The organism is Bacillus sp. EB106-04-02-XG92 (assembly GCF_058791995.1).
The window spans coordinates 1087098-1106626 of record NZ_JBYTEA010000001.1; the positions used below are offsets into that span (position 1 = coordinate 1087098).

The 19529-nt window shown below is 38.6% G+C and carries 15 protein-coding genes, 22 tRNA genes, 1 rRNA gene and 2 pseudogenes; 7 read left to right on the top strand and 33 right to left on the bottom strand.

Annotated features, from left to right (window positions below):
* Window positions 1-94 precede the first annotated feature (94 nt).
* Both AC3WVA_RS05805 and AC3WVA_RS05810 read left to right on the top strand, forming a co-directional pair.
* Window positions 95-1048: a 1,4-dihydroxy-2-naphthoate polyprenyltransferase gene (locus AC3WVA_RS05805; protein WP_000425740.1), complete on the top strand. Its 954-nt coding sequence runs from the start codon at window positions 95-97 to the stop codon at window positions 1046-1048.
* A gap of 110 nt (window positions 1049-1158) precedes the next feature.
* Complete coding sequence (locus tag AC3WVA_RS05810; protein WP_098345695.1) at window positions 1159-1890, top strand: yteA family sporulation protein; 732 nt, start codon at window positions 1159-1161, stop codon at window positions 1888-1890.
* 44 nt (window positions 1891-1934) lie between these two features.
* Here AC3WVA_RS05810 and cspD read toward each other — a convergent pair whose 3' ends face one another.
* Complete coding sequence (gene cspD, locus AC3WVA_RS05815) at window positions 1935-2135, bottom strand: cold-shock protein CspD (RefSeq protein ID WP_001193054.1); 201 nt, start codon at window positions 2133-2135, stop codon at window positions 1935-1937.
* A 390-nt stretch (window positions 2136-2525) separates the two neighbouring features.
* Here cspD and AC3WVA_RS05820 point away from each other — a divergent pair, with 390 nt between their 5' ends.
* The 3 genes from AC3WVA_RS05820 to AC3WVA_RS05830 all read left to right on the top strand — a co-directional run bounded on the left by AC3WVA_RS05820 (window position 2526) and on the right by AC3WVA_RS05830 (window position 4414).
* Window positions 2526-3308, top strand: coding sequence for a TIGR00266 family protein (locus AC3WVA_RS05820; protein ID WP_087958383.1), 783 nt, complete (start codon window positions 2526-2528; stop codon window positions 3306-3308).
* Between the two features lie 172 nt (window positions 3309-3480).
* Window positions 3481-4203 (top strand): lipase family protein, encoded by a 723-nt coding sequence (locus AC3WVA_RS05825; RefSeq protein ID WP_048529676.1) that lies wholly within the window; start codon window positions 3481-3483, stop codon window positions 4201-4203.
* 76 nt (window positions 4204-4279) lie between these two features.
* Window positions 4280-4414 (top strand): hypothetical protein, encoded by a 135-nt coding sequence (locus tag AC3WVA_RS05830; RefSeq protein ID WP_000911073.1) that lies wholly within the window; start codon window positions 4280-4282, stop codon window positions 4412-4414.
* 29 nt (window positions 4415-4443) lie between these two features.
* Here the strand turns inward: AC3WVA_RS05830 and AC3WVA_RS05835 are convergent, their stop codons facing one another.
* The 6 genes from AC3WVA_RS05835 to glgB form a co-directional block, all read right to left on the bottom strand.
* Complete coding sequence (locus tag AC3WVA_RS05835; RefSeq protein WP_048529680.1) at window positions 4444-5007, bottom strand: GNAT family N-acetyltransferase; 564 nt, start codon at window positions 5005-5007, stop codon at window positions 4444-4446.
* A 58-nt stretch (window positions 5008-5065) separates the two neighbouring features.
* Window positions 5066-7474, bottom strand: a complete 2409-nt coding sequence (glgP, locus tag AC3WVA_RS05840; RefSeq protein ID WP_195756869.1) for a glycogen phosphorylase — start codon at window positions 7472-7474, stop codon at window positions 5066-5068.
* An 18-nt stretch (window positions 7475-7492) separates the two neighbouring features.
* The gene (gene glgA / locus AC3WVA_RS05845) at window positions 7493-8923 is read right to left on the bottom strand and encodes a glycogen synthase GlgA (RefSeq protein ID WP_098520167.1); all 1431 of its coding nucleotides are present in this window, start codon (window positions 8921-8923) and stop codon (window positions 7493-7495) included.
* 112 nt (window positions 8924-9035) lie between these two features.
* On the bottom strand, window positions 9036-10070 hold the full coding sequence (gene glgD / locus AC3WVA_RS05850) for a glucose-1-phosphate adenylyltransferase subunit GlgD (RefSeq protein WP_098345693.1): 1035 nt from the start codon (window positions 10068-10070) through the stop codon (window positions 9036-9038).
* Between the two features lie 18 nt (window positions 10071-10088).
* The gene (gene glgC / locus AC3WVA_RS05855; RefSeq protein ID WP_048529685.1) at window positions 10089-11219 is read right to left on the bottom strand and encodes a glucose-1-phosphate adenylyltransferase; all 1131 of its coding nucleotides are present in this window, start codon (window positions 11217-11219) and stop codon (window positions 10089-10091) included.
* Entirely contained in the window at window positions 11167-13104 is a 1938-nt protein-coding gene (glgB, locus tag AC3WVA_RS05860) for a 1,4-alpha-glucan branching protein GlgB (protein ID WP_098881441.1), read from the bottom strand. The genes glgC and glgB overlap by 53 nt, the downstream gene beginning before the upstream one ends.
* A 469-nt stretch (window positions 13105-13573) precedes the next feature.
* On the opposite strand from glgB, the pseudogene AC3WVA_RS05865 reads away from it, so the two are divergent.
* Window positions 13574-13696, top strand: a pseudogene (locus AC3WVA_RS05865) (TasA family protein); the annotation flags it as partial.
* A gap of 26 nt (window positions 13697-13722) precedes the next feature.
* Window positions 13723-14040 (top strand): annotated as a pseudogene (locus AC3WVA_RS05870) (dockerin type I domain-containing protein); the annotation flags it as partial.
* A gap of 173 nt (window positions 14041-14213) precedes the next feature.
* On the opposite strand, the gene AC3WVA_RS05875 reads toward AC3WVA_RS05870, so the two are convergent.
* The 26 genes from AC3WVA_RS05875 to rrf all read right to left on the bottom strand — a co-directional run.
* On the bottom strand, window positions 14214-15158 hold the full coding sequence (locus AC3WVA_RS05875; protein ID WP_000715331.1) for an L-lactate dehydrogenase: 945 nt from the start codon (window positions 15156-15158) through the stop codon (window positions 14214-14216).
* Between the two features lie 557 nt (window positions 15159-15715).
* Window positions 15716-16744 carry a DUF4179 domain-containing protein gene (locus AC3WVA_RS05880; protein ID WP_098520162.1) on the bottom strand — a complete coding sequence of 343 codons (1029 nt, stop codon included), beginning with the start codon at window positions 16742-16744 and terminating at the stop codon, window positions 15716-15718.
* Complete coding sequence (locus AC3WVA_RS05885) at window positions 16737-17267, bottom strand: sigma-70 family RNA polymerase sigma factor (RefSeq protein WP_098520161.1); 531 nt, start codon at window positions 17265-17267, stop codon at window positions 16737-16739. Before AC3WVA_RS05885 ends, AC3WVA_RS05880 begins: the two co-directional genes overlap by 8 nt.
* Before the next feature lie 208 nt (window positions 17268-17475).
* Window positions 17476-17547, bottom strand: a tRNA-Glu gene (locus AC3WVA_RS05890).
* Window positions 17548-17553: 6 nt separating this feature from the next.
* Window positions 17554-17644: transfer RNA gene (locus AC3WVA_RS05895), tRNA-Ser, on the bottom strand.
* A 6-nt stretch (window positions 17645-17650) separates the two neighbouring features.
* A tRNA-Asn gene (locus AC3WVA_RS05900) sits at window positions 17651-17725 on the bottom strand.
* Window positions 17726-17732: 7 nt separating this feature from the next.
* A tRNA-Ile gene (locus tag AC3WVA_RS05905) sits at window positions 17733-17809 on the bottom strand.
* A gap of 9 nt (window positions 17810-17818) precedes the next feature.
* A tRNA-Gly gene (locus tag AC3WVA_RS05910) sits at window positions 17819-17889 on the bottom strand.
* 13 nt (window positions 17890-17902) lie between these two features.
* Window positions 17903-17978: transfer RNA gene (locus AC3WVA_RS05915), tRNA-Lys, on the bottom strand.
* 10 nt (window positions 17979-17988) lie between these two features.
* Window positions 17989-18064 (bottom strand) — tRNA-Thr (locus tag AC3WVA_RS05920).
* A 14-nt stretch (window positions 18065-18078) separates the two neighbouring features.
* A tRNA-Phe gene (locus tag AC3WVA_RS05925) sits at window positions 18079-18154 on the bottom strand.
* A 12-nt stretch (window positions 18155-18166) separates the two neighbouring features.
* A tRNA-Asp gene (locus AC3WVA_RS05930) sits at window positions 18167-18242 on the bottom strand.
* 3 nt (window positions 18243-18245) lie between these two features.
* Window positions 18246-18322: transfer RNA gene (locus AC3WVA_RS05935), tRNA-Met, on the bottom strand.
* A gap of 27 nt (window positions 18323-18349) precedes the next feature.
* Window positions 18350-18442: transfer RNA gene (locus tag AC3WVA_RS05940), tRNA-Ser, on the bottom strand.
* A gap of 17 nt (window positions 18443-18459) precedes the next feature.
* Window positions 18460-18536: transfer RNA gene (locus tag AC3WVA_RS05945), tRNA-Ile, on the bottom strand.
* Between the two features lie 4 nt (window positions 18537-18540).
* Window positions 18541-18617: transfer RNA gene (locus AC3WVA_RS05950), tRNA-Met, on the bottom strand.
* Window positions 18618-18637: 20 nt separating this feature from the next.
* Window positions 18638-18710 (bottom strand) — tRNA-Ala (locus AC3WVA_RS05955).
* Between the two features lie 15 nt (window positions 18711-18725).
* Window positions 18726-18799: transfer RNA gene (locus AC3WVA_RS05960), tRNA-Pro, on the bottom strand.
* A 10-nt stretch (window positions 18800-18809) separates the two neighbouring features.
* Window positions 18810-18883, bottom strand: a tRNA-Arg gene (locus tag AC3WVA_RS05965).
* A gap of 3 nt (window positions 18884-18886) precedes the next feature.
* Window positions 18887-18975 (bottom strand) — tRNA-Leu (locus AC3WVA_RS05970).
* 16 nt (window positions 18976-18991) lie between these two features.
* A tRNA-Gly gene (locus tag AC3WVA_RS05975) sits at window positions 18992-19066 on the bottom strand.
* Between the two features lie 29 nt (window positions 19067-19095).
* Window positions 19096-19176 (bottom strand) — tRNA-Leu (locus AC3WVA_RS05980).
* Between the two features lie 23 nt (window positions 19177-19199).
* Window positions 19200-19275, bottom strand: a tRNA-His gene (locus AC3WVA_RS05985).
* Window positions 19276-19284: 9 nt separating this feature from the next.
* Window positions 19285-19360: transfer RNA gene (locus AC3WVA_RS05990), tRNA-Thr, on the bottom strand.
* A gap of 4 nt (window positions 19361-19364) precedes the next feature.
* Window positions 19365-19440 (bottom strand) — tRNA-Val (locus tag AC3WVA_RS05995).
* Window positions 19441-19444: 4 nt separating this feature from the next.
* A 5S ribosomal RNA gene (rrf, locus tag AC3WVA_RS06000) occupies window positions 19445-19529 on the bottom strand; the annotation flags it as partial.

A 19529-nucleotide genomic window follows, 5' to 3' on the forward strand; every position in this document is an offset into this window, starting at 1 on the left:
TTCACCTTCTCTTCCTAGAAAATAAACGTTGACACTAAATGATGCTTTTTCTACACTTAGTTGTGTACAATATGTGACCAAAGGAGGATTCAACATGGAAATGAACGTCGAAACGAATTCCTCTCCTACGGCGCCAAAGCCAAGTAAGCAAACAGGCTGGCGCATTTGGTGGAGTTTACTACGTCCCCATACATTAACAGCAGCTTTCGTTCCTGTTTTCATCGGAACAGCCTATGCAATGCAGGTCGGAGGTATAAATCAAATACATCTCCCTCTTTTCCTTATAATGCTTCTTGCTTGTCTTCTCATTCAGGCAGCAACAAACATGTTTAATGAATACTTTGATTATAAAAGAGGACTTGATCACGAAGGTTCAGTTGGTATCGGCGGCGCTATCGTTCGCGATGGCATTCAGCCAAAAACAGTGCTTAACTTAGCATTTGGATTTTTCGGCATCGCAATACTATTAGGTGTTTATATTTGTATGAATTCTAGCTGGTGGCTTGCTGCAATCGGTCTTGTTTGTATGGCCGTTGCTTACCTTTATACGGGTGGTCCACTTCCCATTGCCTATACACCATTTGGAGAGTTAACAGCCGGATTATTTATGGGTGTTATCATTATTGGAATTTCATTCTTTATTCAAACTGGAACTGTAACATCAGAAGTCATTTTACTATCTATTCCAAGCTCCATTTTGATTGGTGCCATTTTACTTGCTAACAATATCCGTGACTTAGATGGCGATAAAGAAAACGGTCGTAAAACATTAGCAATTCTCGTTGGACGCGAGCGAGCGGTTGGTGTACTTGCTTCTATGTTCATCGTTTCCTACATTTGGACAATTGCTTTAATTATCGTGGGCATCGTATCACCATGGATGCTTATCGTATTTTTAAGTGCACCGAAAGCATTTAAAGCGACGAAAGGCTTTATCGGCAAAAGCATTCCAATGGAAATGGTACCTGCGATGATTGCAACAGCAAAAACAAATACAATCTTCGGTCTCTTAATGGGAATTGGATTATTACTTGGATATTTCCTTTAAAAAGGAGCTGCTAACGCGGCTCCTTTTTCATATACCAATTTCAGCTCATAATTCCTACTCGCAACGCTCATACTATGTAAAGAAACTGAATTGTAGGAAGGTGGACGACTATGTTAACTCCACAACAAATAAATCAATTTAAATCCGTTTTAGAAAAGCAAAAGCAAGAACTAGAGCAAACGATACAAACACATGAAAATGAAGATCGTGCATCTGAACGTGATTCTGTTGGAGAATTATCTAGCTATGATAATCATCCAGCTGATATGGCAACAGAGCTATATGAACGAGAAAAAGATTTCGGGCTTATTGAACTTTGGCATAAACAGCTAGAGGACACGAAACATGCCTTGCAAAAAATAGAAGCGGGTACGTACGGCATTTGCGAAGTGTCTGGCGAAGAAATTCCATTTGAAAGATTAGAAGCAATGCCGACTGCTACAACATGCATCGAGCACACGACAAGTAAGTTAAATATGAATACACGACCAGTTGAGGAAGAAGTGTTATCTCCTTCTTTCCATAAACATGATGAAGATCGTTCTGTTGAGTACGATGCAGAAGATGCGTGGCAAGATGTTGCCAATTATGGAACGTCCGAAACGCCATCCGATTTAGAAAGACAAGATTCGAAAAACTATAATGGCATGTACGTAAATAGTGAGGAAAATGTAGGCTACGTAGAGGACTTCGAAAACTTTATCGGTACGGATATGTATGGAAAAAATCCGCAAGTTTTCGCTACGGAAGAACATGAAGAATATGAACAAATGCTTGATGACTTTGAAGAGCGTACCTTTAAGGGCGAACTATCTTCAAATGAGTCGAGTTCTAAAGAATAAAAAAAAGCATTCCGAAAATCGGAATGCTTTTTATCGCTAGCTAATTAGTTTTTTGTAACGTTAGCAGCTTGTGGTCCACGGTTACCTTCAACGATTTCGAAAGAAACTTCTTGACCTTCTTCTAAAGTTTTGAATCCGTCACCTTGAATAGCTGAGAAGTGAACGAATACATCGTCTCCACCTTCAACTTCGATGAAACCGAAACCTTTTTCGCTGTTAAACCATTTAACTTTACCTGTTTGCATGTCATGTACCTCCTAAATAAAAATGAAACTATGAATCCACATGAAAAGGTGGATATAAAGGACATGAATGTATAACAAGCTTACAGCCTTTAATTCAACGTGCTTTATTTCCGTACCACATTATGTAGCTCAATAGTGATTTCACTATATCACGCTATATCCAAAACGTCAAATGAGAACACTTTCATTCCACCATTTTTTTATAATTTTAATATAATGTTGAATTTCCATATTCATATTTTATCCCGCCATTTGCGGACAGCTCAATTGGTGGGAGCTGATAATCAGTTTCGATGCCCCCACTTTATTTAAAAATTAACAAAACTAAAGTATTCTAATCCTGTTAAATTCTGTACAATATAAGTATCTATTACATACGAGGTGAAAAAAATGAGAGCACACGAAATCGAGTATAAGTTATACGGCGATGATATGCAGTTTGTTGAAATTGAGTTAGATCCAGAAGAAAGCGTGATTGCAGAAGCTGGCGCAATGATGATGATGGAAGATTACATCGAAATGGAAACAATCTTCGGTGATGGTTCTGGCCCATCTGGAGGTTTATTCGGAAAATTAATGGGCGCTGGTAAGCGTCTCGTTACAGGTGAAAGCATGTTTATGACTGTATTTACAAATACAGGTCACGGCAAGCGCCACGTATCATTTGCTGCCCCTTATCCAGGTAAAATTGTTCCTGTAGATTTAACAGAATATCAAGGAAAAGTAGTTTGTCAAAAAGACGCGTTTCTTTGTGCAGCAAAAGGCGTTTCTATCGGAATCGAGTTTACGAAAAAAATCGGAACTGGTTTCTTCGGCGGTGAAGGTTTCATCATGCAAAAACTCGAAGGTGATGGACTTGCTTTCATGCATGCAGGCGGAACTGTATATAAGCGTGAACTAAAACCTGGCGAAAAACTTCGCATCGATACAGGTTGTCTCGTTGCCATGACAAAAGATGTTAACTACGATGTTGAGTTCGTTGGAAAAGTAAAAACAGCTCTATTTGGCGGCGAAGGTTTATTCTTCGCAACGTTAGAAGGGCCTGGAACAGTTTGGATTCAGTCCTTAACACTGAGCCGCTTAGCAGCACGCCTGACAAGCCCAGCAGCGCAAAGCAGCGGTGAAGGTAGTGTATTAGGTGGACTTGGTCGTTTATTAGATGGAAAAGAATAAACAGTGCCCTTATGGGGCGCTGTTTTATTTTTGCATAATTCGCCCATAAGCCGATATACTTTCATCCACTGATTTAAATAAGCATACAAACTATTCCCCTACTCCAAAAGAATGAATCAAGTCCCTCACTGCATATATTGAACTATACCTTTTCGTAAGGAGGGCTTCCTTCATGCGTACTCCTTTATCCTTTGATAAAGATACTGCCATACTGTTAGCTTCCTGTTGTGAATTAACGTATGAACAATATAAACAAAATGGGATTTTTGAAATACCAGATGGTTTTCAATATGTACAAGGCTTTCAAGGAAAAACCATTCAAACGACAGAATGGTTCGGGTTCATACTAGAATCTGAGGATACCATTATTGTAGCTTTTCGCGGGACACAAACTGATACAGACTGGATTATCGATTCACTCGTCAATCAAAAACCATATCCATATGCTTTGAATAGCGGAAATGTCCATAACGGCTTTCTTTCCATTTATGAATCTTGCCGGGATTCTATTATGGATATGCTCGTATCACTACCAGCCCATAAAAAACTTCTTGCAACCGGTCATAGCTTAGGCGGTGCACTCGCTACACTACATATACTTGATGCGCGTATCAACACCGCATTTGCGCAGTACGGTCTTTACACATTTGCCTCTCCAAAAGTAGGAGATATCGCCTTTCGGAATTATTATAAACTACAAGTAGCTAGTAGCTTTCGCTTCGTTAATTTATTTGATGTCGTCCCTCTTCTCCCTCCTCGCAATGTCCATTTTAATGAACAAGACTGGGAATATGCACACGTTCATCACAACATGACATTTACAAAAAATACAAAATCTATTACAAATAATCATGCCATGACAACATACAAAACATGTCTGACTTCTCATTTTTAACCAGGTAATGATTGGAAACCTTATATCCTTATACTATAATAATATATGAAGTTATTTTTGGATGAGGGGACCTTACATGCTAAAATTTATCTTTGCACTTTTTCTCATTGTAATTTTTACGTTTACAGGTTTCTTTACATTTTCATACTTTGCGACAGGAGAATATGGTGGAACAGGTATAATCTATACCGCTATCCCATTTCTTTCTTAAGCAAAAAAGAGAAACCGAGCTTAATGAGATTAAGCTCGGTTTTTTAAGTAATTATATTCTTCTTTTAAAAGTGAATACACTTTCGCATCTCTATACGCTTTATTCACTTTTACACTTTGTCTCAATGTGCCTTCATATACCATTTTTAACTTTTGCATCACACGTTCAGAAGCTATATTCTCCGCATCACATCTTCCTTCCATACGGTTTATATTCAGCTCCTGAAAGCCTATTTCAATGAGTTCTTCGAAAGCTTCAACAATAAGTCCTTTCCCCCAATACGCTGGGCTAATTACAGCTCCGATCGATGCACTATTATGCGGCATGAGCCATATTCCACACGTCCCAATCACTTTTTGAGTATCCTTCAGCACAATAGACCAGATAATAGCTTTACCTTCCTGTATCGTTGCAAGCATATTTTCTAGTAAACTATGCGTTTCCTCTTTCGTTTTATGTACGTCCCTAGGTACATATATGGCTGCTTCTGGATTCGAATACACTTCAAACAAATCATCTACATGTGAATACTGTATCTTCGTTAATAGTAATCTATCTGTTTTTAAATCAAGTTCCTCACACATATCTCCCATACATCATTCACCCCACTTCAACTTCATAAAGAAAAGCCCCTTCAAAAGGGACTTTCACTTAATACTGCGTAACCGCATTACCAATACCCCAAATCTCATTACTATACTGTAAAATCGTTCGATCGCTTGCAAAGTGACCAGATTGTGCAATATTTAAAATCGACATTTCTAACCACTTCGTCCGGTTTTCATAGGCTCTACCAACAGCTTCTTGTCTTTCCGCATATGGACCAAAATCTCGCAGAACGAAATATTCATCATTTTGAATAACGAGAGAATCGTAAATCGCTTCAAATTCAGCTCCCGACTGTGCAAAGAAACCATTCGTTAACTGATCTACTACTTTTTTAATGTGCCCATTGTGATGATAATAATCACTTGCACGATATCCACCATTTTGATAGTAATGAAGCACCTCATCGGCCGTTAAGCCGAAAATGAAACAGTTATCATCACCGACCCTGTCTTTTATTTCAATATTAGCTCCGTCTAGCGTGCCGAGTGTAATCGCACCATTCATCATAAATTTCATATTCCCTGTTCCCGATGCTTCTTTACTCGCAGTTGAAATTTGTTCACTTACATCGGCCGCTGGGAATATATCTTCCGCTACAGACACTCGATAGTTTTCTAGAAAGATAACTTTCATATATTGGCTTACGTACGGATCATTATTTACTTTTCTTGCGAGTTCATTAATTAATTTAATAATTTTTTTCGCATAATAATAGCCAGGTGATGCTTTCGCTCCAAAAATAAAAGTACGCGGATAAAATGTAAAACTAGCATCCTCTTTCAAACGGTTATACAAATATAAAATATGAAGAACATTTAATAATTGTCGTTTGTAAGCATGCAGTCTTTTTACTTGCACATCAAAAATAGAATTAGGATCAATTGTAATGCCCATTTTATTATGAATACGCGCCGCTAAAATCTCTTTACGCTCTTGTTTTACCTCTGCAAATTTCTCTTGGAAACTCGCATCGTATTGAACTAATTGTAGCTCTTGAAGCTTAATCGGTTCTTTCTTCCACTCTGTTCCAATCGCCTCTGAAATAAGGTTTGTCAGCTGCGGATTCGCCTTCATTAACCAGCGTCTATGAGCGATTCCATTCGTTTTATTATTAAACTTATCTGGATAAAACTCATAAAACAATCGCATTTCACGTTGCTTTAAAATTTCTGTATGAATTTTTGCTACACCGTTTACACTATGGCTACCGACAATTGCTAAATGCGCCATCTTCACAAGATCATGTGCAATAATCGCCATCTCTTCAATACGATGCCATTCATACGGATAACGTTCCCAAAGTTCATGACAGAAACGTTCATTAATCTCTTCAATAATCATATAAATTCTCGGTAATAACGGTTTAAAAATGTGAATTGGCCACTTCTCAAGTGCTTCTGATAACGTCGTATGATTCGTATAAGAAATCGTTTGCGTCGTTATGTGCCAAGCTTCTTCCCATGCTAATTTTTCTTCATCTAATAAAATACGCATCAGTTCTGGAATCGCCAAAACTGGATGTGTATCATTAATATGAATTGCAATTTTCTCATGTAATTGACGAAGGTCACCATATCTTTCTCTATGCATACGAACGATATTTTGCAAACTTGCGGATACGAGGAAATACTGTTGTTTCAAACGAAGTATTTTCCCTTCATCATGCGTATCATCTGGATATAAAAACTCCGATACCGCCTCTGTTTCACGCTTATATTTCAAAATATCTTTGCAATTTTGCGGGAAAGGAACTGGTTCAGCATTCCAAAGTCTAAGTGTATTTACAGTACTCGTCTCGTAACCTACTACTGGAACGTCATATGGTACTGCCATAATCACTTCTGCATTCGTATGCCTAAACTCTAAACGTCCATCAATGTATAGCGGTTCCACATTGCCGAAATAACTTACTTCTACAGCTTGATCATGCCTTCTTACTTCCCATACATTTTCATGAAGAAGCCACTGTTCTGGAAATTCAACTTGATAACCATCAACAATCTTTTGATCAAATAAGCCGTGTTTGTAACGAATGCCACACCCATGACCTGGTAAGTTTAACGATGCTAGTGAGTCAAGGAAACAGGCTGCTAATCGTCCAAGACCACCATTTCCAAGACCTGCATCTGCTTCCACCTCTTCTAATTCTTGCAACGAAATCCCCAGCTCAGAAAGTCCTTGCTCACATACATCCCTGATGCCTAAATTTAATATGTTACTTCCAAGCAAACGCCCAAGTAAAAATTCAATGGATAAGTAATACATTTGCTTTCGCTCTCCAGACCGATAGCTTTCATTCGTTGCAATCCATTGACTATTCATATACTCACGCACCATGTACCCAAGCGTATTGTATTGATCACGTGTTGTAGAGTCTTTGAAACTTTTACCATACATCGTCTCTAACTTTTCTAGAAAAGCTGATTTGAAACTTTCAACATGAGTAAACATTTCTTCACCACCTACATGTTATTCCATGAGACTTTTATACAATTTCTTATAAGCAAGAGCTGACTTCTCCCAGCTATAATCTTCAGTCATCGCTTGCTTTACAAGTTGCTCCCATACCGGTTTATCATGATAAAATTCAATTGCACGAAGAACCGTGTGCAACATGTCATGTGCATTAAAGTTCGTGAAACTGAAACCATTTCCTTCTCCAGTTTCTTCGTCATAAGATTGTACCGTATCATTTAATCCGCCTGTCTCTCTTACTATCGGAATCGTACCGTACGCTAATGCGATAAGTTGTCCAAGTCCACACGGTTCAAATAGTGATGGCATTAAGAATAAATCACTTCCCGCATATACTTGGTGAGCTAATTCTTCATTAAAACCGATATATACTTTTACCTTCTCTGGATACTCGTATGCCATCCACTCAAAGAATTGCTCATACTCCGAATCACCTGATCCTAAAATAATACATTGTACATCTTCCTCCATTATTTCTCGGAATACAGTACGTACTAAATCAAGACCTTTTTGCTTCGTTAATCTCGTTACCATTGAAATAATCGGTGTATCTTCTTTTTCTGGCAAACCAAAATAACGCTGCAAGGCGCGTTTATTTTCACTCTTTTCATATAATGAATCTGCATCGTACTGAGCAGTAATATACGAATCCGTTTCTGGATTATATACGCTCGTATCAATTCCATTTACAATGCCGCTAAGCTTATCATTATATTTTCGTAACAACCCATCTAACTTCTCACCGAAAAATTCATATTGAATTTCTTCTTTATATGTCGGGCTAACCGCTGTAATTTGATCAGAAGCGATAATACCGCCCTTCATAAAGTTCACATTTCCATAAAACTCTAACTGCTCACTATGGAAATATTCATCACCAAGTTCTAACAAGTCGTACATCACTTCAGGAGGAAATACACCTTGGAACTGCAAGTTATGAATTGTATATACCGTTTTAATATGCTCATATAATGGGTTATCTTGATACTTTTCACGTAGTAAAAAATTAACCATAGCTGTATGCCAATCGTGACTATGAAGAACATCCACTTCGAAATCAAGATGAGGAATACACTCTAAAACTGCTTTCGAAAAATAAGAAAAACGCTCTCCATCATCATAATGTCCATATAGAGAATCCCTCTTAAAATAATATTCATTATCTATTAAGTAATACGTAATCCCGTCTTGCTCACCTTTTAAAATTCCGCAATATTGATTTCTCCACCCAAGCTGGACGTTAATTACTTTATGTAGCGTACATCCATCCCTTAATTTTTGCGGAATAAGACTGTAATTCGGGAGTATAATGCGAACGTCCACACCTAATTTTTTTAGCTCTTTTGGGAGCGCACCTGCCACATCAGCTAAGCCTCCCGATTTAACAAATGGTACACATTCTGATACTGCAAATAAAATATTCACTTGTTGTCCCACTGCACGAAAAGCTTATACTACTTCCCTTGCAGCTTCCTCCCTTCGAGTTTTCATTTGAATTAAAACTTTAATCAGTGGAGGAAGACCCCCACTGATTCTTTTAAGAATAACTATTAATCGTACTGTTTTGAACGCTTCCTTTTTCTACAACGTATGGCTCATCAGCGTTTCCTTTTAGTACAACACCGTCACCAATTTTCACGTCTTTATCAATAATAACACCGTCTATTATACAGTTATCTCCAATTTGGCTCTTTTGCATAATAATGCTATTACGAACAATTGAACCTTTCCCGATTTTAACAGAACGGGAGACAACACTATTTTCTACTTCACCTTCAATAATACTGCCGTTTGCAATCATTGTATTTTTCACGGCTGCACCCTTTAAGTAACGAGTTGGTGGTTCATCTTTTACTTTCGTAAAGATCGGTGCTTCTTTCTTAAATACTTGCTTCCAAATAGCAGGTTTCAAAATTTCTAAGCTATGTTTATAGTAACTTTCAATCGAATCAATAATTGCTACATATCCTGTATGCTCATACGTAGCAATATGCAGTGATTTTCCGCGCTTTTCTCTCACTACATCGAATAAGCTATATTGCTCCATATCTTTATATGACTCGAATAAATCTAACAATAATTGTTTCTTTAACACGTATGTTTGAAGCGAAACCCCTTCATGGCAAACTTCAGTAATATCAGCTGCCGTATGTATATGTCGCTCTAACACCGCCTGGAAATTTAATGCTATTACGAGATGGCTATTCGTAATAACGACGTATTCTTCTCTAGCTCTCAGAAAATAATCAATATGTCTTCTAAAATGCGCAAAAGACCCAAATTCATCTTGGTCACATTGGCAATTTGGCGGGAATAAAAACAGTCCGTCTCTTTTTCTATCTAAATCCCACTGTTTTCCTGAACCAACATGGTCCATTAACGAACGGTTTTTATGACTTGTAAAAACCGCTACACTATGAATATTAGAATTCACCATATTTGAAAGCATGAAATCAATGAGTCGATAACGGCCTCCAAACGGTAACGCCGCTAGTGAACGATGCCCTGTTACTTTCTTTAAGGAAGGAAAACTTCCCGTTGCATTAATAATTCCTAACATTTTTTCTCCCATTCATTTCATCCCCCTTTTCTATTTCCCTTCAGCAATGAGTACTACATCGTCAACATTTTTTTCCGGACGAATAATTGTTCCATCTTCAATAACCATTTCCGATCCAACAATTGCTCTTTCAATTACAACATTTTTACCAATCTTTGCTCCTGGCATAACGACAGAATCAATAACCATACTACCTTCTTCCACCGTCACCCCTTGGAATAATACAGAATGCCTCACGTCCCCTTCAATGACGCACCCTTCGTTAATAAGTGATTCTTCTACTTTTGCCTGCTCTGCAATATATTGAGGCGGTTCGTTTGGATTTACAGAATAAATACGCCAATTACGATCGTTTAAATTCAGTGATGTTTCATCACGTAGTAAATCCATATTCGCTTCCCATAAGCTCTTCACCGTTCCAACATCTTTCCAATACCCTTCAAACGGATACGCCATTAACTTCTTCCCTTCATCTAATAAAAGCGGAAGTACGTCTTTTCCGAAATCATTACTAGATTCAGGGTTTCTTGCATCCATTTCTAAATACTCTTTCAAAATGGCCCAGTTAAAAATGTAAATTCCCATTGAGGCAAGATTACTTCTTGGAAATTGCGGTTTCTCTTCAAATTCAACAATCTCCATCTCTTCGTTCGTATTCATAATACCGAAACGACTCGCTTCATCCCAAGGTACTTCAATAACAGAAATGGAAACATCCGCTTCCTTCTCAATATGGTAATCTAGCATTTTACTGTAATCCATTTTATAAATATGGTCGCCTGATAAAATAAGAACGTACTCTGGTTCGTACTGACTTAAATAGTTTAAGTTTTGATAAATGGCACTTGCCGTACCTGTGTACCACTTCACACCTGAAGACTCCGCATAAGGAGGTAATACTGTGACTCCACCGCTTACTCGGTCTAAATCCCATGCATTGCCGATTCCGATATAATTATGAAGTTCAAGTGGTTGATATTGCGTTAAAATCCCAACCGTTTCAATACCAGAATTCGCACAGTTACTTAGCGTAAAATCGATAATGCGATATTTACCACCAAATGGAACAGCTGGCTTGGCTAAATTTTTTGTTAATGCACTTAATCGACTACCTTTTCCCCCTGCTAGTAACATTGCTACGCACTTTTGTTTTTGAGCCATCTTGTTTTTTGCTCCCCTTTCTCGTCTTCACTGGTCGTAATATGGATACGCCAAATGGTGGAATTGTAATTTCTACATGTGCTGCTTGATTATGAAACGGTTCTTGAATCGCCTTCAGACGTTTCTTATTTACTTGCCCTGATCCTCCATATTGCTCAGCATCACTATTTAAAATCTCGTTATAATACTCGAAATCTGGTACACCTACTTTATAGTTTTCATATGTAGCTTTCGTAAAATTACATACGACAACTAACGCATCTTCTTGTTTATCCCCTTGGCGAATAAATGAGAAAATACTTTGCTCATGATTATTAGCATCTATCCACTGAAATCCTTCAGGCGAATGATCAAGCTGCCAAAGTGGTTTTGAGCGCTTATACAATGCTATGAGCTCTTTAAAGTAATCATGCATATAACGATGCATTTCAAAATCATGTAAATTCCAATCTAAATCTTCAAGGTCTTTCCACTCATCAAACTGCCCAAACTCTCCTCCCATGAAAAGTAATTTCTTTCCTGGGTGAGTAAAGAAATATCCATATAATAAACGAAGTTGAGCAAACTTATCCCAGTACTCTCCTGGCATTTTATTTAATAACGACTTTTTCCCATGAACGACTTCATCATGAGAAAGCGGTAATATGAAATTTTCAGAGTAAGCATATATTAAAGAAAACGTCATTTTTTCATGAATATACTTCCTGTACTCAGGCGCACATTCCATATACTTCAGCACATCATTCATCCAGCCCATATTCCATTTGTAATTGAATCCAAGCCCACCTTCATACGTTGGGGCTGTTACAAGTGGCCAAGCTGTTGAATCTTCTGCTGTCATAAGAAAATCTTCATCTTCTGCAAACACCGCTTCATTTAACTCTCGTAAAAATGAAACAGCGTGCTCATTACTTTGCTCCTGTCCTTCTTTATTCCAGTACAGCATGTTTGCAACGGCATCCACCCTGAAACCATCAATGTGGAAATATCTCATCCAAAATAACGCATTTGAGATTAAGAAATTACGTACTTCTCTCTTTCCTAAATCAAAATTGACAGTTCCCCATACTGGATTTTCTTGCACATCTTTATCTTTATATTCATAAGTCGGTGTCCCATCAAACAAATATAAACCGTGAGCATCTTTACAAAAATGCCCCGGCACCCAATCTAAAATGACACCGATTCCATATTTATGACATTCATCGACAAAATGCATCAAATCATGTGGCGTGCCGAATCTACTCGTCGCGGCATAATATCCCGTCCCTTGGTATCCCCAAGAACGATCATATGGATGCTCAACAAGTGGCATAATTTCAATATGTGTAAATTGATGTTCTACCACATAAGGAATGAGTTCTTCTGCCATTTCCCTGTAAGAATACAGTGTTCCGTCTTCTTTCTTTTTCCAAGAACCGAAATGTAATTCATAAACTGTCATCGCTTCTTTATAAACCGATTTTTTCTTTTTCTTACGACTCCAGTTTTTATCATTCCATTCGTATCCCTTTATATCAAAAACTACAGATGCCGTATTCGGTCTTACTTCTGCATATACAGCATACGGATCCGCCTTAAAAATGACGTCACCAGCCATCGTTTCAATCGCATATTTATATATTTCCTTTTCTTCAATATGCGGTATAAACAAGGACCAAATTCCTTCTTCTGTCACTTGTAGCATCTTATGTTGCTCATAATCCCATTCATTAAAATCTCCAACAACACTCATTGCTTTCGCATGAGGAGCCCATACTGTAAATCGTACACCTCGCATCTCATCTTCCGTCACAACATGTGCACCAAAGATGTTATAACTGTCATAGTACTTTTCTGTATGAAACTCATCTCGTTTCACTTCTTCACAATTTATTACACTCAATATGCTCACCTCACTAAGATGACAGAATTTTTTATACTTTAATAATTCTGCGAAAAACTTAAATATCCTTGTTATTTTTTTAAAAATATACGTATTTTTCTTTAATTTCGCTTAAAATGCTCACATTTACCATATAAAATATCGAATTTTGACGAATATTCATTGAAAACGCTTCATTTTCTATTAGGCTTTCATCCTATTATTTATTTCTCAACATTTATTTTATTAGATTTATCCTATTTTTCACGTTATGTATCACTTAAAATCGTAACAAAATAATCTGTCATAAAAAAATGTTTCTCAACATTTTTCGTCACAATTTTATTGGAATGGAAAATTCATAAGCACATACTCGTTCTCAATAAAGAACATTGAACTTCCGCAAATATAATTCATACTGAAACACTATGTTTACTTTATCCATGTGCCAAGCGAAAGTTTGATAAAAATTAAATTAGGGGGCTTTCTTATGTCATCAAAACAAAAGGTTGGAATGGGAGTTGTCAAAGCAAGGCTCGGCTTATCCCTTACATTCGGCGGTGTATTCGCCTATTTCAGTAATTCTGAAGCATCTAGTAACTCATTTCAAGCTGTTCAACAACGAGTTTAAGTACTTAAAAAGATGGTAAGCTGCTTGGCCAATATTATTATGCACGCCTTGATGAAAACCTTGCCGGTGATGTAAATGGAGATAAAGTAATTGATATAAAAGATGCAGAAATTATCGCTAGCAACTATGGTAAAAAAGGACTATCTGTAAAAGACGGCGACCTTAACAAAGATGGCATTGTCGACGAAAAAGATATTCGCTTCGTTGAAAAGAACTTCTTGAAAAAAGGACCGGATGCATCTAAATCACAAACACCTGTTGAAAAATCAAAAAGTGGTACACTTGCAGATATTTTAAAGAAATTAGGATTAACGCCTAAAAAATAATCATAAAGAGCACTCTATATAAAGTAGAGTGCTCTTTTCTATAAACGACCCTGATCCAGCAAAAGGGGTATATTGGGGATATACAAGGGAAACCGGAAAAGGAATTTATATTAAATTATATAAAAACTCAGAGGTAGGAAGCAGTTTCCTGCCTCTGAATTATTTAGCAATTATTATAGTACTGGTGCCATTGTTTCTTTTAATACTTTTACAGAATGAGCGAATTTCGCTTTTTCTTCTTCATTTAACTCAAGTTCTACGATTTCACGTACACCTTGGCGGTTAATAACAGCTGGAACACCTACGTAAGCATCTTTCTCACCGTATTGACCTTCAAGGTATGCAGATACAGTTAATACGCTGTTCTCGTTGCTTAAGATTGCTTTAGTTACACGAAGTAGTGACATACCGATTCCGTAGTAAGTTGCACCTTTACGTTCGATGATATGGTAAGCTGCATCACGTACATTTTCGAAGATTTTATCTAAGTCTTCTTGTTTGTACTGCTCGTTGTTAGCTAAAATTGTTTCTAGTTTTTGTACACCTACAGTAGCGTGGCTCCATACTGGAAGTTCAGTGTCACCGTGCTCACCAACGATGTAAGCATGAACGTTACGTGGATCTACATCTAAGTAGTCACCTAACATGTAACGGAAACGAGCAGAGTCTAAAGTAGTACCTGAACCGATTACGCGCTCTTTTGGTAAACCAGATTCTTTCCAAGTTACATAAGTTAGAATGTCAACTGGGTTTGTTGCGATTAAGAAGATTCCATCGAATCCGCTATCCATAATACCGCGAACGATTTGTTTAAAGATCTTTGTATTTTTCTCAACCAAGTCTAAACGAGTTTCACCTGGCTTTTGTGGTAATCCAGCAGTGATAACAACTAAATCTGCATCTTTACAATCTGCATAGCTACCGCTCCAAACTTTTGTTGCTGCTGGAGAGAATGGTACTGCATGGCTTAAGTCCATTGCTTCTCCTTCTGCTTTTGCTTCATTAACATCTACTAATACGAATTCTTCAGCTACACCTTGGTTGATCATTGAGTAAGCGTAACTACAACCTACAGCTCCAGTTCCTACTAATACTACACGATTGATACCTTTTTTCATGTTAATTTCCCCTCTCTATTGTTCACATATATTTTTTTATGATTGTTTAAGTAATTAATTAAAATACTAATTTAATGTTGTTTAACTTCTTTACATTCATATTGTAGCACGTATTATTGTGAAAAAGTTCACAAATTATGACCTATTTGTGAACTTTTTCACATAGAGTGTAAAGTTATTAAATCAAGTATGAAATCAATCTCAATGGAGGCGTTTTCTTTAGATTGTGAAAGAGGTTTTCTTATAGTTTTTGTCGGTAAGTGAAATTATATCGACTGTAACTCCAAATATATCAGCGATTTTTGAAATTTATCGACCGTAACTCAAATTATATCAGCGATTTTTGCAATATATCGACTTACCGACAAAACCCGACAACGATAATAGTATAAAAAACGCATCCTTTCTGTATATTTCTACAACAGAATAGCGTTTTTTGATTATATGGATACAAATTTATCTTAGCTGGATAGCAATGTTTTTTCCATACACTTCAAGTTAACATACGATCACTTATTAACATTCAATAGACATGGAAACCTAGCCAAGCCCTTCAATTATTGCAGCAACACTGTCGTTTTCAAATCTTCAGCACCTCCATTTTTTAATGTATCATTTAGACCACTAAGATACGCGGGCTCAATTGTTAAGGATTTTGGAGGATTATCCATCGGTGGAAGAGCTAAAACAACATGGTGTCCGTATAGTCCCGTGCTACCAACTTGCAAGCTAACCCCCTCGTAGATTTTTCCTTTATCATCAGTGACAGTATAATCAAGTGCTGGCCAGCTATCATTAGCTTCCATTTCTTTGGGATAATCAAAGGTCAAATCAATCCTCGTTGAAAGTGAAGAAAAGGTTATTTGATCTACTGTTAATGCATAGAGATTATCTTTCGTTAATGTTTTTATATTAGGAGTAAATTTACGAATCTCACCTTCAACTTTTGTAAGAGGAAATGCTACGTTCCATGTTCCTGTTTTTCCAAATAAATCTTCCCCATGGACGGAAACATCAATTTTATCACCAAATTCACCGTAATTAGCCAGAGTGAATTCATGCTGCTCAATAACGGTGTTTCGTCCTTTTGACTTCTGTGAAGTAGAACCAATTGCGGATCTGACTTCTTTCCCATTAATGGTTACATAACTAAGTCCAGCTTTCTCTTCATTACTATTGGAAATAGTATTTTCTCCTTTGTATTCCACTGTGATTACTAAACGTCCACCATCGTAAACAGCTTCTTTCACATTCATCGTTAAACCACTATGGTTATCTTGTCTCTCAATTGATGTAGCAAGCTCATCCTTTTCAATTTTATCAGAAGCAATATTATTAAATTGTGCATAAATCGGGCCTATAACTGGAACACTCGATAATGTCTTTGCCATAGTAGGAGAAATGAATCCAAAACCTAAGAGAGAAACACATATTCCACAAGCAACAAGACTAGAATACTTGATTGTTTTTTTTCTACGGTATTGATTTTTCTTAGCTTGAAGCATCGCTGTTTTTTCTCTTTGAATTAACCGGTCTTCTGGTATAGGAATATCATTGATATGGTGATTAAATTCATCTTTATTCATAGCTATATCCCTCCTTTAAAATGGGGCGTAAGGCTTGCTTTGCTCGATGTAATTGAGATTTTACCGTTCCTTCTGGAGAATTAAGAACCTCAGCAATTTCCTTAATAGATAAATCGTGATAATACCTTAATAAAATAATAGTTTTGTAAGTAGGATCTAAGAAATTAAATGCCTCGGTTAAATCCAATGATTGTTCTAATGTATTCATGCTCTCTTCTGTACATAAATTAGCAAATATTTCATCATTCGCAACAAATTGTCTAGAAGATTTTCTTACAAAATCAATGGATTTAAAAACAAGAATTTTGATAATCCAACTTTGAAATTTCTCGGGCTTTTTTAATTTTCTCAGTGAAAGATATGCTTCATAAATTGTTTCTTGGTATATATCCAGTGCATCTTGTTCATTTCTTACATAAGAATAGGCTGTTCGATATAATTTTGGGCGAACAAAAGTAATGAGTTGTTCAAATGCTTGATCATTTCCTCTTGTTGCTTGTTTTACTAAATAGGCAATGTCCATTTTTATTTCTTCCTCCCTTTACTAATATAGTCGAATGAGAGAATAAAAAGGTTGCAAAAATAAGTGCATAGACATAAATCTTCTACGATTTATTGCAATGATTAATATCAAGCACTAAAGACACAAGAAATCAAAAAAAAGCAGACTATCTAAAGTCCACTTTTATACAACAAAAAAGAGATAGCAGATTATGCTATCTCTTTTAGTATGACCCGTACGGGATTCGAACCCGTGTTACCGCCGTGAAAGGGCGGTGTCTTAACCACTTGACCAACGGGCCAGTTACTGGCAGAGAAGAAGGGATTCGAACCCTCGCACCGCGTTAGCGATCTACTCCCTTAGCAGGGGAGCCCCTTGAGCCACTTGGGTACTTCTCTATAATATGGCTCCGCAGGTAGGACTCGAACCTACGACCGATCGGTTAACAGCCGATAGCTCTACCACTGAGCTACTGCGGAACAATTATGGTGGGCCTAAATGGACTCGAACCATCGACCTCACGCTTATCAGGCGTGCGCTCTAACCAGCTGAGCTATAGGCCCATAATTGAAAGCGGGTGAAGAGAATCGAACTCTCGACCAGAGCTTGGAAGGCTCTTGTTTTACCACTAAACTACACCCGCATTAAATTGTAAATGGTGAGCCATGAAGGACTCGAACCTTCGACCCTCTGATTAAAAGTCAGATGCTCTACCAACTGAGCTAATGGCTCATTTTGAAAGTGGTGCCGACTAGAGGACTTGAACCCCCAACCTACTGATTACAAGTCAGTTGCTCTACCAATTGAGCTAAGTCGGCTCATGATTTCAAAATGGTGGCTCGGGACGGAATCGAACCGCCGACACGAGGATTTTCAGTCCTCTGCTCTACCGACTGAGCTACCGAGCCTTTATGTAAAAATGGCGGTCCCGACCGGGGTCGAACCGGCGATCTCCTGCGTGACAGGCAGGCATGTTAACCACTACACCACGGGACCATTTGGTTGCGGGGACAGGATTTGAACCTGCGACCTTCGGGTTATGAGCCCGACGAGCTACCGTGCTGCTCCACCCCGCGATGATAAAATATTTACTTTAGAAAAAATGGAGGAGGTAGAGGGATTCGAACCCCCGCGCGACTCTCGCCGCCTGTCGGTTTTCAAGACCGATCCCTTCAGCCGAACTTGGGTATACCTCCGAGATAGAAACGTCTAATGGTGGACCTTGTAGGACTCGAACCTACGACCGGACGGTTATGAGCCGTCTGCTCTAACCAGCTGAGCTAAAGGTCCTTTATGGTAGCGGCGGAGGGGATCGAACCCCCGACCTCACGGGTATGAACCGTACGCTCTAGCCAGCTGAGCTACACCGCCATAAATGATATTAAAATAAGTGGAGCCTAGCGGGATCGAACCGCTGACCTCCTGCGTGCAAGGCAGGCGCTCTCCCAGCTGAGCTAAGGCCCCATGTTTTTGGGAAAATCGGGAAGACAGGATTTGAACCTGCGACCCCCTGGTCCCAAACCAGGTGCTCTACCAAGCTGAGCCACTTCCCGTTAATAAAAGCGCGCCCGAGAGGAGTCGAACCCCTAACCTCTTGATCCGTAGTCAAACGCTCTATCCAATTGAGCTACGGGCGCATATGGTGCCGAGGGCGGGGGTCGAACCCGCACGGTGGTCACCCACCGCAGGATTTTAAGTCCTGTGCGTCTGCCTGTTCCGCCACCCCGGCATGTCATATTGAAAATTGGAGCGGAAGACGGGATTCGAACCCGCGACCCCAACCTTGGCAAGGTTGTATTCTACCACTGAACTACTTCCGCAAGACATGTATGAGTTATTTTATTAAAAGTGCGGGTGAAGGGAGTCGAACCCCCACGCCAAAGGCGCTAGATCCTAAGTCTAGTGCGTCTGCCAATTCCGCCACACCCGCATATTAATGATTTAAAGAAAAAATGGGGCGACTGATGGGAATCGAACCCACGAATGCCGGAGCCACAATCCGGTGCGTTAACCACTTCGCCACAACCGCCATGATTTCTGGTGCCGACTAGAGGACTTGAACCCCCAACCTACTGATTACAAGTCAGTTGCTCTACCAATTGAGCTAAGTCGGCTAAATGGTGGAGGATGACGGGATCGAACCGCCGACCCCCTGCTTGTAAGGCAGGTGCTCTCCCAGCTGAGCTAATCCTCCATTTGCCTGGCAACGTCCTACTCTCACAGGGACAAGGTCCCAACTACCATCGGCGCTAGAGAGCTTAACTTCCGTGTTCGGTATGGGAA

Coding starts and splice junctions, on each gene's coding strand:
- AC3WVA_RS05805 (WP_000425740.1), top strand. CDS start 95: ATGGAAATGAACGTCGAAACGAATTCCTCTCCTACGGCGCCAAAGCCA.
- AC3WVA_RS05810 (WP_098345695.1), top strand. CDS start 1,159: ATGTTAACTCCACAACAAATAAATCAATTTAAATCCGTTTTAGAAAAG.
- cspD (WP_001193054.1), bottom strand. CDS start 2,135: ATGCAAACAGGTAAAGTTAAATGGTTTAACAGCGAAAAAGGTTTCGGT.
- AC3WVA_RS05820 (WP_087958383.1), top strand. CDS start 2,526: ATGAGAGCACACGAAATCGAGTATAAGTTATACGGCGATGATATGCAG.
- AC3WVA_RS05825 (WP_048529676.1), top strand. CDS start 3,481: ATGCGTACTCCTTTATCCTTTGATAAAGATACTGCCATACTGTTAGCT.
- AC3WVA_RS05830 (WP_000911073.1), top strand. CDS start 4,280: ATGCTAAAATTTATCTTTGCACTTTTTCTCATTGTAATTTTTACGTTT.
- AC3WVA_RS05835 (WP_048529680.1), bottom strand. CDS start 5,007: ATGGGAGATATGTGTGAGGAACTTGATTTAAAAACAGATAGATTACTA.
- glgP (WP_195756869.1), bottom strand. CDS start 7,474: ATGTTTACTCATGTTGAAAGTTTCAAATCAGCTTTTCTAGAAAAGTTA.
- glgD (WP_098345693.1), bottom strand. CDS start 10,070: ATGGGAGAAAAAATGTTAGGAATTATTAATGCAACGGGAAGTTTTCCT.
- glgC (WP_048529685.1), bottom strand. CDS start 11,219: ATGGCTCAAAAACAAAAGTGCGTAGCAATGTTACTAGCAGGGGGAAAA.
- AC3WVA_RS05875 (WP_000715331.1), bottom strand. CDS start 15,158: ATGAAAAAAGGTATCAATCGTGTAGTATTAGTAGGAACTGGAGCTGTA.
- AC3WVA_RS05880 (WP_098520162.1), bottom strand. CDS start 16,744: ATGAATAAAGATGAATTTAATCACCATATCAATGATATTCCTATACCA.
- AC3WVA_RS05885 (WP_098520161.1), bottom strand. CDS start 17,267: ATGGACATTGCCTATTTAGTAAAACAAGCAACAAGAGGAAATGATCAA.